The 15,334-nt window shown below is 70.2% G+C and carries 13 protein-coding genes and 2 pseudogenes; 6 read left to right on the forward strand and 9 right to left on the reverse strand.

Annotated elements, in window-relative coordinates; all coding sequences use genetic code 11:
* Positions 1-169 precede the first annotated feature (169 nt).
* The gene (locus L324_RS20075; protein ID WP_037310543.1) at positions 170-1,633 is read left to right on the forward strand and encodes an alpha/beta hydrolase; all 1,464 of its coding nucleotides are present in this window, start codon (positions 170-172) and stop codon (positions 1,631-1,633) included.
* Here L324_RS20075 and L324_RS20080 read toward each other — a convergent pair.
* The 4 genes from L324_RS20080 to L324_RS20095 all read right to left on the reverse strand — a co-directional run bounded on the left by L324_RS20080 (position 1,609) and on the right by L324_RS20095 (position 5,467).
* Entirely contained in the window at positions 1,609-2,838 is a 1,230-nt protein-coding gene (locus L324_RS20080) for a styrene monooxygenase/indole monooxygenase family protein (RefSeq protein WP_037310545.1), read from the reverse strand. The genes L324_RS20075 and L324_RS20080 overlap by 25 nt on opposite strands.
* Before the next feature lie 85 nt (positions 2,839-2,923).
* Complete coding sequence (locus L324_RS20085; protein ID WP_037310547.1) at positions 2,924-4,159, reverse strand: serine hydrolase domain-containing protein; 1,236 nt, start codon at positions 4,157-4,159, stop codon at positions 2,924-2,926.
* 10 nt (positions 4,160-4,169) lie between these two features.
* The gene (locus tag L324_RS20090) at positions 4,170-4,970 is read right to left on the reverse strand and encodes a siderophore-interacting protein (RefSeq protein ID WP_037310550.1); all 801 of its coding nucleotides are present in this window, start codon (positions 4,968-4,970) and stop codon (positions 4,170-4,172) included.
* An 86-nt stretch (positions 4,971-5,056) separates the two neighbouring features.
* Positions 5,057-5,467 (reverse strand): SgcJ/EcaC family oxidoreductase, encoded by a 411-nt coding sequence (locus L324_RS20095; RefSeq protein ID WP_037310553.1) that lies wholly within the window; start codon positions 5,465-5,467, stop codon positions 5,057-5,059.
* 112 nt (positions 5,468-5,579) lie between these two features.
* Here L324_RS20095 and L324_RS20100 point away from each other — a divergent pair, with 112 nt between their 5' ends.
* A complete protein-coding gene (locus L324_RS20100) occupies positions 5,580-6,260 on the forward strand; it encodes a TetR/AcrR family transcriptional regulator (RefSeq protein ID WP_152546926.1) in 681 nt (226 codons plus the stop codon).
* Between the two features lie 317 nt (positions 6,261-6,577).
* On the opposite strand, the gene L324_RS20105 is transcribed toward L324_RS20100, so the two are convergent.
* The 5 genes from L324_RS20105 to L324_RS20125 are packed head-to-tail and all read right to left on the reverse strand — an operon-like array spanning position 6,578 to position 11,493.
* The gene (locus L324_RS20105; RefSeq protein ID WP_152546927.1) at positions 6,578-7,603 is read right to left on the reverse strand and encodes a GNAT family N-acetyltransferase; all 1,026 of its coding nucleotides are present in this window, start codon (positions 7,601-7,603) and stop codon (positions 6,578-6,580) included.
* Positions 7,597-8,640, reverse strand: coding sequence for a hypothetical protein (locus L324_RS20110; RefSeq protein ID WP_037310556.1), 1,044 nt, complete (start codon positions 8,638-8,640; stop codon positions 7,597-7,599). Before L324_RS20110 ends, L324_RS20105 begins: the two co-directional genes overlap by 7 nt.
* The gene (locus L324_RS20115; protein ID WP_037310559.1) at positions 8,637-9,740 is read right to left on the reverse strand and encodes a hypothetical protein; all 1,104 of its coding nucleotides are present in this window, start codon (positions 9,738-9,740) and stop codon (positions 8,637-8,639) included. Before L324_RS20115 ends, L324_RS20110 begins: the two co-directional genes overlap by 4 nt.
* Positions 9,734-10,771, reverse strand: coding sequence for a GNAT family N-acetyltransferase (locus L324_RS20120; RefSeq protein WP_037310562.1), 1,038 nt, complete (start codon positions 10,769-10,771; stop codon positions 9,734-9,736). The genes L324_RS20115 and L324_RS20120 overlap by 7 nt, the downstream gene beginning before the upstream one ends.
* Positions 10,768-11,493: a hypothetical protein gene (locus tag L324_RS20125; RefSeq protein ID WP_037310836.1), complete on the reverse strand. Its 726-nt coding sequence runs from the start codon at positions 11,491-11,493 to the stop codon at positions 10,768-10,770. The genes L324_RS20120 and L324_RS20125 overlap by 4 nt, the downstream gene beginning before the upstream one ends.
* 323 nt (positions 11,494-11,816) lie before the next feature.
* Between L324_RS20125 and L324_RS44300 the strand changes: the two are divergent.
* The 4 genes and pseudogenes from L324_RS44300 to L324_RS20135 form a co-directional block, all read left to right on the forward strand.
* A pseudogene (locus L324_RS44300) lies at positions 11,817-12,776 on the forward strand (glycosyltransferase family 2 protein); the annotation flags it as partial.
* Positions 12,777-13,154: 378 nt separating this feature from the next.
* Positions 13,155-13,733: pseudogene (locus L324_RS44305) on the forward strand (ATP-grasp domain-containing protein); the annotation flags it as partial.
* 51 nt (positions 13,734-13,784) lie between these two features.
* Positions 13,785-14,051 carry a hypothetical protein gene (locus L324_RS44310; protein ID WP_438938460.1) on the forward strand — a complete coding sequence of 89 codons (267 nt, stop codon included), beginning with the start codon at positions 13,785-13,787 and terminating at the stop codon, positions 14,049-14,051.
* The gene (locus L324_RS20135; protein ID WP_037310567.1) at positions 14,048-15,328 is read left to right on the forward strand and encodes a hypothetical protein; all 1,281 of its coding nucleotides are present in this window, start codon (positions 14,048-14,050) and stop codon (positions 15,326-15,328) included. Before L324_RS44310 ends, L324_RS20135 begins: the two co-directional genes overlap by 4 nt.
* The last annotated feature ends 6 nt before the right edge of the window (positions 15,329-15,334 follow it).

Genomic DNA, 15,334 nt, shown 5'->3' on the forward strand with positions numbered 1-15,334 from the left:
CACTCCTGTTCGACCTGTTCTTGCTACGGCCGAGGATTCTGCGGCACCACCGGGGTCTTGCCGCAAGCCCCCCGGTGCGCTATATGTTGACCATGGAGGGGTTCGCCCCACCATCGTTCCGGGTACGAGCACCAGGGACCACCCGCCCGCGAGGCGGAACCCTGGGCCGGTGACCAGATTCCGCATCGCCACTGTGCTCTCTCTCACCGCACTCGCCGCCGTCACCCTCGCGCCCGCGGTCTCGGCCGCGCCGAAGGGACTCGACTGGGGCCCCTGCCCGTCCGGATCGCCACCGGGCTACGACTGTGCCGAGATCGAGGTCCCGTTGTCCTATCAGGACCCGGGCGGTCCCCGGATCACCCTCGCGCTCGGCCGCCTCCCCGCGACGGACCAGAAGCACAAACGCGGCACCCTCTTCACCAACCCCGGCGGCCCCGGGAACCACGGCCGCTTCAGCAGGTTCCAGACCCCGTCCCTGCACCGGCAGTTCGACATCGTCGGCTTCGACCCACGCGGCGTCGGCGCCAGCACCCCGGTCCGCTGCTTCACCAGCGACGCCGAAACCGAGCCGCTCAAACGGATCCTGGGCAACTTCCCGATCACCACGGAGCAGGAGACCCGGCATTTCGCCGACGTCCGCGAGGTCGCCGCGTCCTGCGGCCGCAACGCCGGGCCGCTGCTCGGCCACCTGTCGACCGCGAACGTCGCCATGGACCTCGACAGGATGCGCGAAGCCGTCGGTGAGCGCCGCCTGCGCTATTACGGGCTTTCCTATGGCACCTATGTCGGCGAGGTGTACGCCAACCTGTTCCCGCATCGCGTCGGAGCCTTGGCACTGGACGCCGTCAACGATCCGATCGCCTGGTCGACCGGACACCGCCCGGAGGACGCGAACATCCCGTTCAGCACCCGGCTCGGCGGATTCCGGGACGCGGACCGCGCGCTCCAGGCTTTCCTCGACACGTGCGCGGCCGACACCCGGTGCACGTTCCGCGAGCCGGGGAAGGACTTGCGAGCCAAGTACGACGCGCTCCTCGATCGGCTCGAAGCCACGCCGGGACCGATCACCTATCAGGAGGTCATCCGGCGCACCCACAACGCGCTGACCGACGAGAGGAACTCCCCCGCGCTGGCGGAGTTCCTTCAGTCGGCGACGAAACCCGTCGCGGCGAAGGCCATCCCGACACCCTTCGATTCCGCGTTGGGCGGCGGCGGGACGATCTGCGCGGACACCGCGAACCCGCGTGACCCGGCCGCCTGGCCCCGCGCGGCCCGCGCGGCCGACCGGGAAAGCCGCGGTTTCGGTTCGTACGACACGTATCTCTCCCTGCCGTGCGCCTTCTGGCCCGCCGCCGACCCGGCGCGGTACACGGGACCCTGGAACCAGCCGACCGCGCCGATCCTGTTGCTGGCCAACGGCAAGGGCGACCCGGAAACGCCGTACGCCGGGGCGAAACGGGCCGAACGCATCCTCGGCAACGCGCGGCTACTGACGCTGGACGCCTGGGGGCATGGCGCGTTGAACCGCAGCGCCTGTGTCGACGCGGCACTCGAGGCCTACCTGACCTTCGGACGTCTTCCGGCGCGTGGCACCGTCTGCGCCCCGGATCACGCGCCCTTCGACGCCAGGTAGGCCAGGGAGATCTCCTCGTCGGTCAGCCAAGCGGCGTAGTCGGCGGGGTCGGAGAAGATCCCCGCGAACCGGTGCGCCACCTCGGGCACCGTCTGCGCGGCTTCCAGGGTGGCCAGCACGTGATCCGGCGGAGGCGCGAGCAGATCGTTGCTCAGCCGGGTCGCGTGCTGCGCCTTTTCCCAGTATTTCGCGAAAGTCCGGCGCTGGAACGCTTCGTCGAACGGGCGGTCCCCGTGGTCGAGGATGCTCCGCTCGTAGACGGCGGCCGCGTGCGCCGCCATGTTCGCGCCCTGTCCGGCGATCGGGTCGTTCGTCACCGCGGTGTCGCCCATCGCGAGCACTTTCGCCCCGGACGGCAGGGTCCCGACCGGGTCACGCACGATCGGCAGGACACGGCCGCGCAACGAGTCCAGCGGCCCGCTCGGGCGGGCGTCGGCGAGCGATTCCGCGACCCAGGGGAACTGCTTGCGCAGCAAGGTCATCGCGCGGTCGAAATGCTCGTCAGGCCCGGTGACGTCGTCCCAGACGTCCATGGGACCGCCGGGCACGCCGAAGAACCCGAGACCGAAAACGGGTCCGCGCACGGACAGGATCGGCAACCCGAACAGTTCACCGGCCCGCGACAGCCCGAACGTCAGGCCCGGGTACACCGGAAGCGGCTCTTCGCGTCCGGACACGAGGTACATGATCCCGATGGTCCGCTGCGGCTCGCGGTAGGGAGAACGCCGGTCGTCCCGGGGGAAGAGGCCGTCGAACTGCGGACCCCGGCCGGCCGCGACCAGCACGAGGTCGAACTCGCGGGCGTACTCCTCCAGCCCGTCGGTCGTCACCTTGCCGATCCGCACCTCGCCGCCGCGTTCGGCGAAGGCGGCCAGCCAGGCGGACACCTTGACCCGCTGGTCGACCGACTGCGCGGGGTGGTCGAACCGGGCCTGCCACGAGACGGCGGCCTCCGGGGTGTCCCCGGCGAGCCCGAACGACGCGCCGAGGATCTCCGGGGCCCGCCCGTCCCAGAAGTTGATGCCCAGTGCGCGTTCCCTTGTCAGCGCGGGATGGAATACGCACTGGTTCGAAATGAGCCTGCCGTCACGGATCGTCTCGGCGTCGCGGTCGGTGACCACCGTGACGGCGTACCCATGTTTCCGCAGGCCCAAGGCCAGTACCGAACCGGCCTGACCGGCCCCGACCACCACGATCCGGCGCATGGTTCCCCTTCCGCGTGAAGATCCCCAGTCTGGCCGGGTTTCCTTGCGCGGTAAAGGATTCGCCTGATGGACTGCCCGAAGAGGATCAGCCGGTCAGCGCCTGATAGACCAGATGACGCAGTTCGACGCGGATCGGATAGGACGACGACGGCAGCAGCTGGGTGAGGAACAGCACCGTGATGTCCTCGGCCGGATCGACCCAGAAGGCGGTACTGGCCGCGCCGCCCCAGGCGAATTCCCCGGCGCTGGCGGTGGTTTTGGCCTTCACCGGATCGTCGAGCACGGAAAAGCCCAGTCCGAAGCCGAAACCGTGGTAGGGCGCCTCGGAGAACGAGGGCCGCCCGTAGGTCTCCAGATCCACGCCGCCGGGCAGATGGTTGCTCGCCATAAGCCGCACCGTGCGCGGGCCGAGCAGCCGGACACCGTCGAGTTCGCCGCCACGCAGCAACATCTGCGTGAAACGGTGGTAGTCGCCCGCCGTGGAGACCAGGCCGCCACCGCCGGAGAGACACGTGGGCGCGACCCGGCCGACGGCACCCATCAGGTCGTGCCGCAGGGGCGCCTTGGTCTTCGGATCGGGCACGTAGAGGGCGGCCAGCCGGTCGAGGGCACCGGGGTCGGCCTGGAAACCGGTCTCGTACATGCCGAGCGGCGTGAAGATCCGCTCGGCGAAGAAGGTGTCGAGGGACCGGCCGGAGACGACCTCGACGAGCCTGCCGAGGATGTCCGTCGCGACCGAATAGTTCCATTCCGACCCGGGCTGGAACAGCAAGGGCTGCCGCGCGATCGCCTCGGAGACCCCGGCCAGGTCGAGCCCCGGTGCCGTCCCCCAGTCGAACCCGGCCTCCCGGTAGAGCGCGTCGACCGGATGCGTGCGGTGGAAACCGTAGGTGAGGCCCGCGGTGTGCGTGAGCAGATGCCAGAGCCGGATCGGCTCGGTGGCGGGCTCGGTCGCCATCCGGACCGAAGAGCCCTTCGTGAAGACCCGTGGCTCCGCGAATTCCGGCAGCCACCGCGCGATCGGGTCGGCGAGGTCGATGAGTCCCTCTTCGACGAGCATCATCGCGGCGACCGAGGTGACCGGCTTCGTCATCGAATAGACGCGCCAGATCGTGTCGGTCTCGACCGGCAGCCCGGCCTCGATGTCGCGTGACCCGTTCGACGCGAGATGCGCGACCTTCCCGTTCCTGCTCACCACGGCCAGGTATCCGGGAAGCAGATTCCGCTCCAGGTACCCGTCGAAATGCCGGTCGATCCGCTTCAACCGTTCCGCGTCGAAACCCACCTCGGCCGGGTCGACGTCCACCTTCAGCTCGAGCATGTGACCGAGGCTACGCGTTCCGCTCGGCCTGCTTCTCCAGTCGCCACGCCTCGTCGGTCTTCCCGATCCGCCAGTAGCCGGAGATCGACAGCAGGTCGCGCCGCATCCCCCGGTCGTCCAGCAGGTGGCGGCGCAGGTCGCGGACGAATCCGGCTTCGCCGTGGACGAACGCCTGCACGACACCCTCCGGCCAGTCCAGCGCGCGGACGGTGGCCGCGAGATCGTCGCCGCGGCTCCGGTGCAGCCAGGTGATCCGCGCGTCGGCCTTGGTGGTCAGCGACTGCTCCTCGGCGGCGTCCTCCACGAGGATGACGGCGTGCGCGGGAACGCCCGCCGTCATCGCCTCGAGTGACGCGGCGATCGCCGGCAGGGCGCTCTCGTCCCCGGCGAGCAGGTGCCAGTCGGCCTCCTCGCCCGGCCTGTACGCCCCGCCGGGACCGGAGATCACCAGTTCGTCGCCGGGTTTCGCGGCGGCCGCCCACGGTCCGGCGACCCCCTCGTCACCGTGGTGGACGAAGTCGAGGACCAGCTCGCCGAGATTCCGGTCGAAGGCCCGGACGGTGTAGGAGCGCATCCGCGGCCACTGCTCGCGCGGCAGTTCTTCGCGGATACGCGCCAGGTCGAACGGCTCGGGATAGGTGACACCGGGGACCCGGAAGTGCACCTTGACGTAGGCGTCGGTGAATTCGTTCGGCTGGAACGAGGCGATCCCTTCGCCCCCCGCCACGATCCGGACCATATGCGGGGTGATCCGCTCGGTACGCAGCACCCGCAAACGGGTCCCCGACACCGGCCTCCGCGCCTCGGCCATGCGCGATTCCTTTCCTGCAGCTTAGGTCAACCTAACCGAGCGTACGCCCTCCGCCGGTTGACCGGGCCGGGTCTCCCGTCATCCGATCAACCCCTCGCGGCCGGGTCGCTCACCCGCGTGTTCTGGAACGACGCGACGCGCCAGCCGCCGGATTCCTTCACGAGCACATACGTCAGCGTCGATTCCCGGCCCGGCTCGGGCTTGCCGCCCGCCAGGGACGACCCACCGCCCGCCACGACGATCGCGACGTCCGGCCGGATGAACCGGACCTTGGGCTCGCCGCCGCCGTCGGCCAGTTTCGACCCCTTGAGCGGGCCCTCGAACAGCGCCCGGTGCGCGCTTTCGATGACCGCGCGGCCCGGCATGTTCGTCCCGAAGAACGTCACGTAGTCGGCGTCTTCGGTGAACAACCGCGCGTACGCGGCGGCGTCGCCCTCATTCCACGCGTCGGCGAGGCGGCCCAGTACGGCCAGGACTTCGGTACGGGATTCGGTCATGATGCCCTCCAGTTGGACGAACAGTGTTCGTGTTACGAACACCGTTCTACAGACGAACACTGTTCGCGTCAAGTAGAGTTCCCGGTGAACCCCGGATCAGGAGGCGAACGAAGTGAGCAGGCCCCGGCGTCGCGCCGAGAAACCCGTGCTGTCCCAGGAGCTCGTGGTTAAGACGGCACTGGACCTCCTCGCCGCCGAGGGGCTGGAGGCGGTGAGCATGCGGCGCGTCGCACAGGCGCTGGAGACCGGTCCGGCGTCGCTTTACGCCCACGTCGCGAACAAGGAAGAGCTCCACGAGCTGATGGTCGATCACGTCCTCGACTTCGGCCCGATCCCCGAGCCCGATCCGGACCGCTGGGTGGACCAGGCGAAGGAACTGCTGCGGCAGAACGTGCGGGCGCTGACCGCGTTCCCCGGGATCGCGAAGATCGCGTGGGCCGTCCCGGTCCCGACCGGCGCGAACGCGTTGCACCAGGCGGAGGCGATGCTCGCCATCCTGCGCGCGGGCGGGCTGGACCTGAAGCGCGCCCTGTTCGCGGCCGACGCGTTGTGGCTCTACACCAAGGCTTACGCCTACGAGGGCGCCGGCTGGCAGTACGGCGACATCGACGTCACCGTGCAGGAGGAACGCGGCAGGCAGATGGTCGAGTACATGACGTCGTTCCCGCCGGGCACATTCCCGAATCTGCTGGGGGCGGGCGAGTACTTCTCCGCGGAGACCGCGCAGGAACGGTTCGAGTTCGCCATCGACCTTTTCCTGAGCGGCCTGGCGCGTTCCCGACCGGCCTCGTGAGTGGTAATGACGGTTCTAACCGTCATTACCACTCACGAGACTTGACCGGCCCGGTCGCCGGTGCCTTGGGTTCCGCGGGAGTACATGATGGCCCCTTTCTTGCGCCTGGCGCAAGAAAGGGGCCATCATGTACTCGGCAAGGTGTGAAGGCCGAGTTTCCTCGGCTGAGCCGAGGGAAGGGGGCCTTCACGCGCCACCGTTGTGACTAGTGGTGCTGGCGGCCATTTGTGGCGACCATCGAGTCCGTGAAGGGCCCCTTCCCTACCCTGAAGGTAGCGAAGGAGGCCTTCACGGGCCGGGCTGGGGACAACCGCCGCCTAAGACAGCAGGGCGACCGCGGCCGCGTACTGCGGCACCAGCCGGGCCCCGAGCGACGCCTTCATCTCCGACATCTTCTTGCCGAACACCACCTCGGGCCGTCCGGCCTCCACCGCCCAGCGCACGGCCTCGCCGTAGAAGTGGAAGTACAGATTGGGCCGCCCGCCCAGTTCCGGGGGCAGCGCCGCCCAATGGCGGGCGATCGGCAGGGTGGGATGGTCGAGGACGGTCGCGACGGCGAGCGCCCGGCCCGTGGTCGTCTCGCGGTACTCGACGACGTGCACGTCCGGCTGCCGCAGCAGCGCGCTCACGTACCCCACGAACGCCGGGAGCGGCACGATCGGTACGTCGTGATGTTTGGTTTCGTTGTACCGCAGCAGTTCCGCGACCTCGACCGGATCGGCCTCGGCACCGGGACGCATCCGGACCTCGACCGAGGAATCGGCGTCGAAGGTACGGAAGATCTTGCGCAGGTTCTGTTTCCGCTTCCTGGCCAGCGAATACATCCAATCGTCCCGGCAGGTGAACGGCGAGACGTCGAGTACGGCGATGTCCTCGGTCCGGCGCACCATCTTCAGCCCGCCCCGGACACTGTCCACTCCGGACTCACCCACCTGCCGGATCAGAAGCCCCCGCAGGCCGAAGCCGAGTTCGCCCCGCATCGCCGGGACGAACGACTCCAGCAGGCTGCCGACCCCGCCGTCGTCGTCCTCGGCGTCGAACCACCAGCCCGGTATCGCCCCGGAACCGGGTGCGCGGATGTCGAGCCCGCCGAGCCGCCCGCGTCCCGACGGCCTGGCGAACCGGTGCCGCCGGGTGAGTCCGGTGACCCACGCGGAGCTGACCACGCCACCCGGCTCACCATTTTCGAGCAGGACGGCGATCGGTTGCGCGGTCCGCGCCGACCACGCCTGGGTGGTGAGCACCTCCCAGCTCCAGTCCGCGCGCAGACCGGCCTTGGCCCGCAGCGCGCCCCAGTACGCGGGCTCCGGGTCGCGCCGGGGGTCGAGCACCTCGATCACCATCGGGTCACCGGCCTGGCCACGACGACCCCGAGCAGCGGAACCGGCTGGAAACCCAGGGTGGCCTTCAGCTCGGTCAGTCCCCGGCCCATCGACAGCGATTTGCGGTTGCCTTCGATCATGTAGCGCACGTTCCGGACGACGGCCTCGAAGTACAGGTGCTTCGGCCGCCCTTCTTCCGGGGCCACCGCGGCCCAGTGCTGGTGCAGCGGCGCCACGGGATGGTCGAGCACGTTGGTGAACGCGAGCAGCCGTCCCTCGGCGTCGTGGTAGGTCGAGGTGATCACGTCCGGCCTGCGGACGAGTTCGCCCAGGTACTCGGCGGTGATCGGGCCGCGCCGGTCGAATTTCACCACCCCCATCCGCGCCCGGTGCTCGCGCAGCAGGGTGGCGAGTTCGAGGGCGTCCAGATCGGTGCGGGCGGCCTCGGTGCGGACGACGACGTCCGGATCCGCCGCGATCTTCTTCGCCTGGCCGCGCAGGCTCAGCCGCCTGCTCCGGCGCAGGGACGCCAGCCAGCCCTCGACGTCGACGAATCTGTTCTCCAGCACCGAAGTCGGCATCGTGTCCCGTACCGGCCTGCCCCGGCCGGACACCATGCCGAGCGCGTCCGGCGGCACGGTCCGGTAGACGACGCCGAGGCAGCCGGGGCCGGTGAACCGGCAGACGGCCCGCTCGAACCGCCGCATGATCTCCCGCCGGTCGGCGGCGTCGGCCCCGTCCGCGAACAGCCACGGCGGGTACCCGGAAAGCCACGCGTGCTGGACCTCGACCCAGCGCGGGCCCAGTCTCGCCATCCCGCGCACCGCGCCCGGCCGTTCCGGGGAGACGGGGGCGCACAGCATCGCCAGTACCGCGGCGACGATCTCGCCGCCGTCGCTGATCACGGTGAGCACGTTGGGACTGCGGGAGAACCGCGACTCCACCCGGAGCAAGTGGTAGTCCCACGGGACGGGCGCCTGTTGCGCGACGAGGAAGTCCGCCCAGCCCTCGGGTTCCGGATCGGTCCGCGGGTCGAGTACCCGCACCTGCCAGGTCATCGGCCGAGCACCGGTCTCGGTACGGCGACCGACACCAGGGCGCGGGTGCCGAAGCCGAGCGCCGACTTGGCGGCCAGCATCGCCCGGCCCGCGGTCAGTTCGGGACGCTTGCCGGCGATCATGTGTTCCACTCCCCTGGCGTAAAAGTCGACATAGAGGCCCTTCCTTCCGCCGCTCGCGCTCGGCAGCGCGGCCCACTGATGCAGCGCGCACCCGTCCTCGGCGTCGAACAGCGTGCCGAAACCCAGCAGCCGCCCGGATCCGTCGTGATAGGTGCGGGTGATCACGTCCGTGCGCTGCACGAGCGCGTCCAGATAGGACGGTGCGATCGGGCTCCGGGTGTCCATGTGCAGCCCGCCGATCCGGGAGCGCTGTCCCTCGGCCCAGGCCCGGTCGTCCTGCCTGGCCCGGTGGGCGTTGAGCAGGACGGACAGTTCATGGACGTCCAGATCCGTCCGCGCGGTACCGGCTTCGGTCCACAGGTCTTCGTCGATCCGCAGGCCGTGCAGGGTCTTCCGCGTCTCTTCGCCGAGTCCCCGCTCCCAATCGTCCACAGTGGAGTAGGTGTTGGACAGTACGGCGGCCGGATCGATCTCGCGGGAGACTCGGCCGCGTCCGTCGAGCGCGGGCAGGAGCTCCGGATTCATCGCACGGTAGATCAATCCCAGCAGCCCCGGGCCGAGATGAGCGCAGAGCGCCTGCTCGAACCGGCGGATCGCCTGCCGTCGCTCGACTTCGTCCAGCCGGTCGTCGAGTACACAGGCCGGGTATCCGCTCAGCTGCCAGAGGTAGGCCTCGGCCCAGCGCGGCCGGAACCGCCCGCCCCGGACGGAAACCGGCGCGAAGTCACCGGCCCGCCAGCCACGGCACACCATGACGGTGAGCGCGCCCGCGATCTCGCCGCCCCGGCGGATCACCGCGAGCACCGCCGGATTCTTCGCCAGCCACGCCTCCCGGCGCAGGACCTCGTACTCCCACACCGGCCACAGCTTCGACCGGCGCAGGAAACCGCGCCAGCCCTCGGGTTCGGCCGCGTTCCTCGGGTCGAGCACCTCGACCTCCAGCGCGGTGCCCGGCGCCGCCACCTTCATCGTCACCATCCCAGTACCGGCCTCGGCACGGCCGCGGTGTACACCGGCCGCGCCCGGAAACCCAGCGTCGCCTTGAGTTCGGGCAGCCCGCGCCCCGCGGTGAGTTCCTTGACGCCGCGTCGCGTGGCGTAGCGCATGGCGTGGATGTAGGAGTCGAACAGCAGGCCCTGACGCCCGCCCTCGGTCACCGGCAGCGTGCCCCAATGCTGTTTGGCCGGGCTGTCCGGATGATCGAGCAGGGTGTTCACCGCGAGCAGCCTGCCGTCGGCGCCGGTGTAGGTCAGCGTGTGCACATCCGGCCGCCGCAGGAACCGCCGCAGGAAGGCGGCGGACGGCATCGTCCGGGAATCGAGCGCGAGCCTGCCGTGCCGTTCACGATGCGCCTGGATGAGCGCCGCGACCTCGGCACTGTCCACGTCTTCCCGGCCCGGCCCGCCCTTGACCACCAGATCCGGGTCGGCCGCGAGCCTGCGCCGCTGCCGCCGGAGCCCGCCACGCCTCGACTTGGGCAGCGACGCGATCCACTCGTCCTCCGAGCCGAACCGGTTCTCCAGCACCGCGACCGAATCGACGTGTTTCACCAGCCTGCCGGGTCCGCGGAGGTCCTTCGCGAACTCCTCCCCGAGTGCCCGGTACAGCACGCCCAGCAGCCCGGGCCCGAGCCGCCCGCGCAGAGCGCGTTCGAACTCCCGGATCAACGGACGGCGTTCGGCCGCGGCGACCCGTGGAGCGAACACCAGTCCCGGATAGCCGCTCAACCACGGCTGGCACACCTCCGCCCAGAACGGCCGCAGCAGCCGATGTCCCGGCGTGGGCGCGAACCGGGGCCGCAGCCGGGGACGGCAGACCAGGACCGACAGCGCGGCGAGGATCCCGGCGCCGTCGGCGATGGTGACCAGCATCGGCGGGTTCCGCGCGGTCCAGCCGTCGAGGCCCATCACCTCGTAGTCCCACACCGGATGCAGCCGGGCGGCGGGGACGAACTCCGTCCAGCCTACGGGAACGGGATCGGTGCGGGGATCGTGGAGCCGGATCTTCACGTGAGCACGACCGGGGTCCCGTGCCGGGGGCAGGGCGCGATCTCCCCGCGTACCCCGCCCGCGGGGAGCACGTCCACGAACCGCGGCGAATCCTGGCGCAGCAAGGTGAACGCGAGCCCGCCCGTGGTGGGGCGGGCGTAGACGCGGGGCCAGTCGAGATGCCAGCGGCCACAGGGTTCCAGCGCGCCGAGGTAGCCCAGCACCGGATCGTGCAGGACGCCGTACGGTCCGGTGTCCATTGTGTCCAGTTCTCGTCGCGGTACGGACTCGACCCGGTACGCGCGTTCTTCGGGCAGCGCGGCGGCGAACACCGCGAGCTGCTTGTCGTCGCCGACCGCGATCACCCGGCGGCCCCGGCGGAGCGCGGCGGACAGTTCGGCGAGCACCCCCGCCGACGGGACGTCGGGATCCACCACACAGCACCGGACTCCGCGGGGCAGGTCCGCCGGTGGCTGTAGACCGTCGCCGCCGAGGACCACGACCAGCGCGTCGCCGTCCACCGCCCGCGCCTTGCGCAGCACCGGGCCCAGCCCGCGGTTCGGCTCGATCCGCCGCGTGCCACCGGCGAGCGGCACCAGGTCGACGATCTTGTGCACCGCCTCGGCCAGCGCCGCCGCACCGGAATCCGTGCCGGTCCGGCCGGGTACCAGCACGGGATCCGTTCTGCCGTCCAGGGCCCAGCGCTCCCGGTAGAACGGCACCGTCGCGAAGGCCGACCGCACGGCACGCCGATAGGCCGCCCGCCAGGCAGCGTTCACCCCCAACTCCCACATGGCGCGGAATCATGCGTCATGCGCGCCGGTTTGGGAACAGGTGGCGCGGAGTTCACCCGGCTCGCCGCGAAGTCCCTCCTTTTCGACTGAGCTGAAAGGAGGAATTTTCCGGACACCCTGGCGAGAACAAAGCGAGTCTGCCTATAACACCGGGAACTTTTCGAGCCGGCACGATCTGCCGGCCGCCTGGGGTCAAGGGGACGCATGAACCGTGAACTCACCACGAGTGACGCTGTGAACACAATAGCGCACTCACCGCAGGGGATCGACAGATGAGCCGGTCGGTCCCCGGTCCCGCGCAAAGCGGACTCACCGTAGTCGTCCCGTGCTTCAACGAAGTCGACAACGTCGAGCCGTCGTACCAGGAGATCGTCTCCGCGTTGGGAAATCACCCACTCGAACTGCTCTATGTGGACGATGGCAGTACGGATGGGACACTCGATGTCATCCGGGCGCTCACGCATACCGATCCCCGGGTCCGATACGTCTCCTTCACCCGCAATTTCGGGTTCGAAGCCGCCTTTTCCGCGGGATATCGCTACGCGGGTAAGCCCTGGATCTTGCACATAGACGCCGATCAACAGTTCCCGGCTTCCGAGGCGGGGAAATTGATCGCCGCGGCGGAAGAGGGGAATGACGCCGTCTTCGGTGTGCGCACCAACCGGCAAGATCCGTTATTGCGCCGCTGGGGTACCGCGGCCTTCCATTTCCTCGGCCGCCGCGTGCTGCGCATCGAAATCCCGCCGGGGGCGACGGCCTTCCGCCTGGTCCGGACCGAACTGGCCCGCAAGATCGTCGACCTCCGCCTGGGGACACCGTATTTCCTCGCCACCGTGCCCAGGCTGACCAGCCGCTACACCACCGTCCCGGTGGCACACCGCGCACGGGAACGCGGGGAGTCCAAAGTGGGCTTCGGTTTCCTGTCCTCGCACGCCATCGAACTGTTCGTCGGATTCACCCGGCGCCTGACGACGGCGGCGTCGGTGACCGCGCTGTCGACCGCCGGGATCTCGCTGCTGGCGGGGATCGCGACCGCGTTCGGCCTGCTCGGCCTGCCCGCGACCTCGGCGCTGATGTTCGCCCTGTTCTCCGTGGTGCTGACGGTGCTCGCGCTGACCGTCCGCTATCTGGTCGTCGTCGGCGCGGGTCAGCCGAGACCACGGCAGTTCTACATCAGGGAGGCCAACTTCCCGGTCGACGAGGACGACCTGCTCTACACCCCGGCGGAAGCCGGGATCCATCCTGGGGAAAGGCAAGCGGGAGTGAAGAAAACCGGAGACACGGCGGCACCGAGGAGCCTGGTCATCCTGGGCGGGGCCGACGGTTCGGTCAGCACGTACCACCGGGCGCGGGAACTGGGCTTCCGCACCATCTGCGTCGACGTCCGCGCGGCCGCGCCCGCGGTGGCGCTCGCCGACGAGTTCGTCCAGGTCAGTGTCCGCGCGCCGGAACAGATCGCGGCCGCGCTGGAGGGACGGGACGACATCGCCGGGGTGCTCTGCCCGGCGAGTGACGTCGGGCTGCCCACGCTCGCCTGGCTCACCCGGCACTGGAATCTGCCGGACCCGCTGCCCGAAGCCGCCGTCGCCGCTTCAGTCGACAAGTCCGTCTTCCGCGCCTTGTGCGACAGGCTGCGCCTGCCGACCTACCGCAGTGTCGGCGGGAAACCCGGGCCGGACCTCGTCCTCGCCGCGCAGCAGCTGCGGTTCCCCACGCTGGTGAAACCGGTCGACTCCTCCGGGAGCCGCGGCGTGATCTCCTGCGCGAGCCCGGGTGGGCTGACCACGGCGTTCACCGAGTCGCTCGCGTTCTCGCCGTCGGGGCGGCTCGTCGTGGAGGAACACCTCGACGGCTCGCACTACACGATCGAGGCGCTCGTGGTCGACGGCCGGATCGTCTTCCACGCGGTCACCCGGCGCACCCTCACGCCGCCGCCGTTCTTCGTGACGGCGTCGCATCTCCTGCCCGCCGGGCTGCCGCCGGTGGTCGACCGCGCCCTGCCGCTGATGCTCGGCGCGCTGTGCGCCGAACTCGGCTATCGCACCGGGCCGCTCACCCTCGACGCCGTTCTCGGCCGCGACGGGAAGTTCTACCTGATCGAGATGGGCGCCCGGATGGGCGGGAACGGCCTGGCGGAGGCGATCGAACTCAGCACCGGCGTCGATCTGATCGCCGCCGGGATCGCCGCCGCGACCGGGGACGAGGTCGTGCTCTCGCCCCGTTCCCCGCGACCGACGCTGGTGCACATCCTCGCCTCCGACCGCGGTGGCCGGATCCTGCGGATCGAAGGCACCGACGAGGTCCGCGCCATGCCGGCGGTGAGCAGTCTGGAACTGTTCGCGGAACAGGATTCCTTCGTGAAGCCGTACGAACAGGCCGGGTACAAGATGGGCTACGCCGTGCTTTCGGCACCGACCGTGCCCGAAGTGCTCGCGGCGGAGGACGAACTGCGCGGCACCCTGAAGTTCCTGCTCGACGAGCAGGGCATGGCGGTGCCGCTCCCTTGACCGGTACCTCGCTCACCGGCGGCCCCGGCACCGCGGCGATCGCGGCGCCGAAGCCGGCGATGGTGCTCCGGCTGCTCGCCGGCCGGGGCGCCTTCCGCCTGGCGATCCAGGCCATGGGCGTGGTCCTGGTCACCGCGTGGGGAGCGCACGACTACGGCCGGTTCGCCACCGCGCTCGGCTTGATGACGTGGCTGAACTTCGTGCCGTCCTCGGCGGAGAAGTCGGCGCTGAAATGCCTGCCACGCCTGCGGATGACGCGGGACGCGGTCGCGGCGCTGGCCGTGCGGGTCGCCTTCGTGCCGGTCCTCGTGGTGCTGGCGGCGATGGCGGTCGCGCTGGTCGTCGCCCCGGAGTCGGACGCCGCGCTGTACCTGACGGCCGCGGGCTGGTCGATCTCCGGCGGGCTGCTGATGACCGTCTCCGGGCTGCACCGGTTCCGCGGCAAGTCCACTTTGGACGCCTTGGCCTTCACCGCGGGCGCGCTGGTGGTCGGCGCGGTGACCGCGGGCACCTGGTTCGTCCGCTGGTCGCCGCTGACCCATCTCGGCCTGCTGCTCGGCGGGATCCTGCTCATCCTCGGCTTCTCCGCCGCGCTGCTGCCGAAGGAATGGCTGCGTCCGGGCAAGGTGGACGGGCACCGGCTCCTGCCGGCGTTCGGCCGGACCACCGTCCTGCTGGGGATGACCGAGGTGCTCGACGTCCTGGCGACGTCGACGGTGTTCGGCGTGCTCGCGCTGGCGGGCCGGACCGTCGACAGTGGACCGTTCTACGTCGCCCTGCTGGCGAGCAGCGCGTTCTGCTCGTTGCTGTTCTATCAGCTGAGGTTGCACCAGCCCGCGATCTCACGCCGGATGCGCGGCGGCGGCGCGGCGGCGGGCCGCGCTCGCGCGGTGGAACTGCTGAAGCTGGTCGAGTGGGGCGCGCTGGTGTTCCTCGTCGCGGTGGGGATCGCGCTGGCGATCCCCACCGCCCGCGCGGTGCTGACCTCGGAAGGCACCACCGGCGCCTACCTGGTCCTCGGTGTCTTCGTGCTGGCCGAAACGGTGCTGTTCGCCGTCCGGCTCTACGCGGGCTTCCTGATCGAGAACACCAACAGCAAGGTCCTCACCCTCACCGCGTCGGCCTCGATCGCCGGACTGATCGCCACCCCGCTGGCCGCGGTGGCGCTGGTCCCGGCGATGGGCCCGGTCGGCGGGTTCGCCGCCCTCGTCTTCGCCATCGGCGCACGGGCCACCGTGCTCCGGCGGCTGCTGCGCCGCCACCACCCCGAACTCTGAATGTCG

The organism is Amycolatopsis orientalis DSM 40040 = KCTC 9412 (genome assembly GCF_000478275.1).
Classification (GTDB): Bacteria; Actinomycetota; Actinomycetes; order Mycobacteriales; family Pseudonocardiaceae; genus Amycolatopsis; species Amycolatopsis orientalis.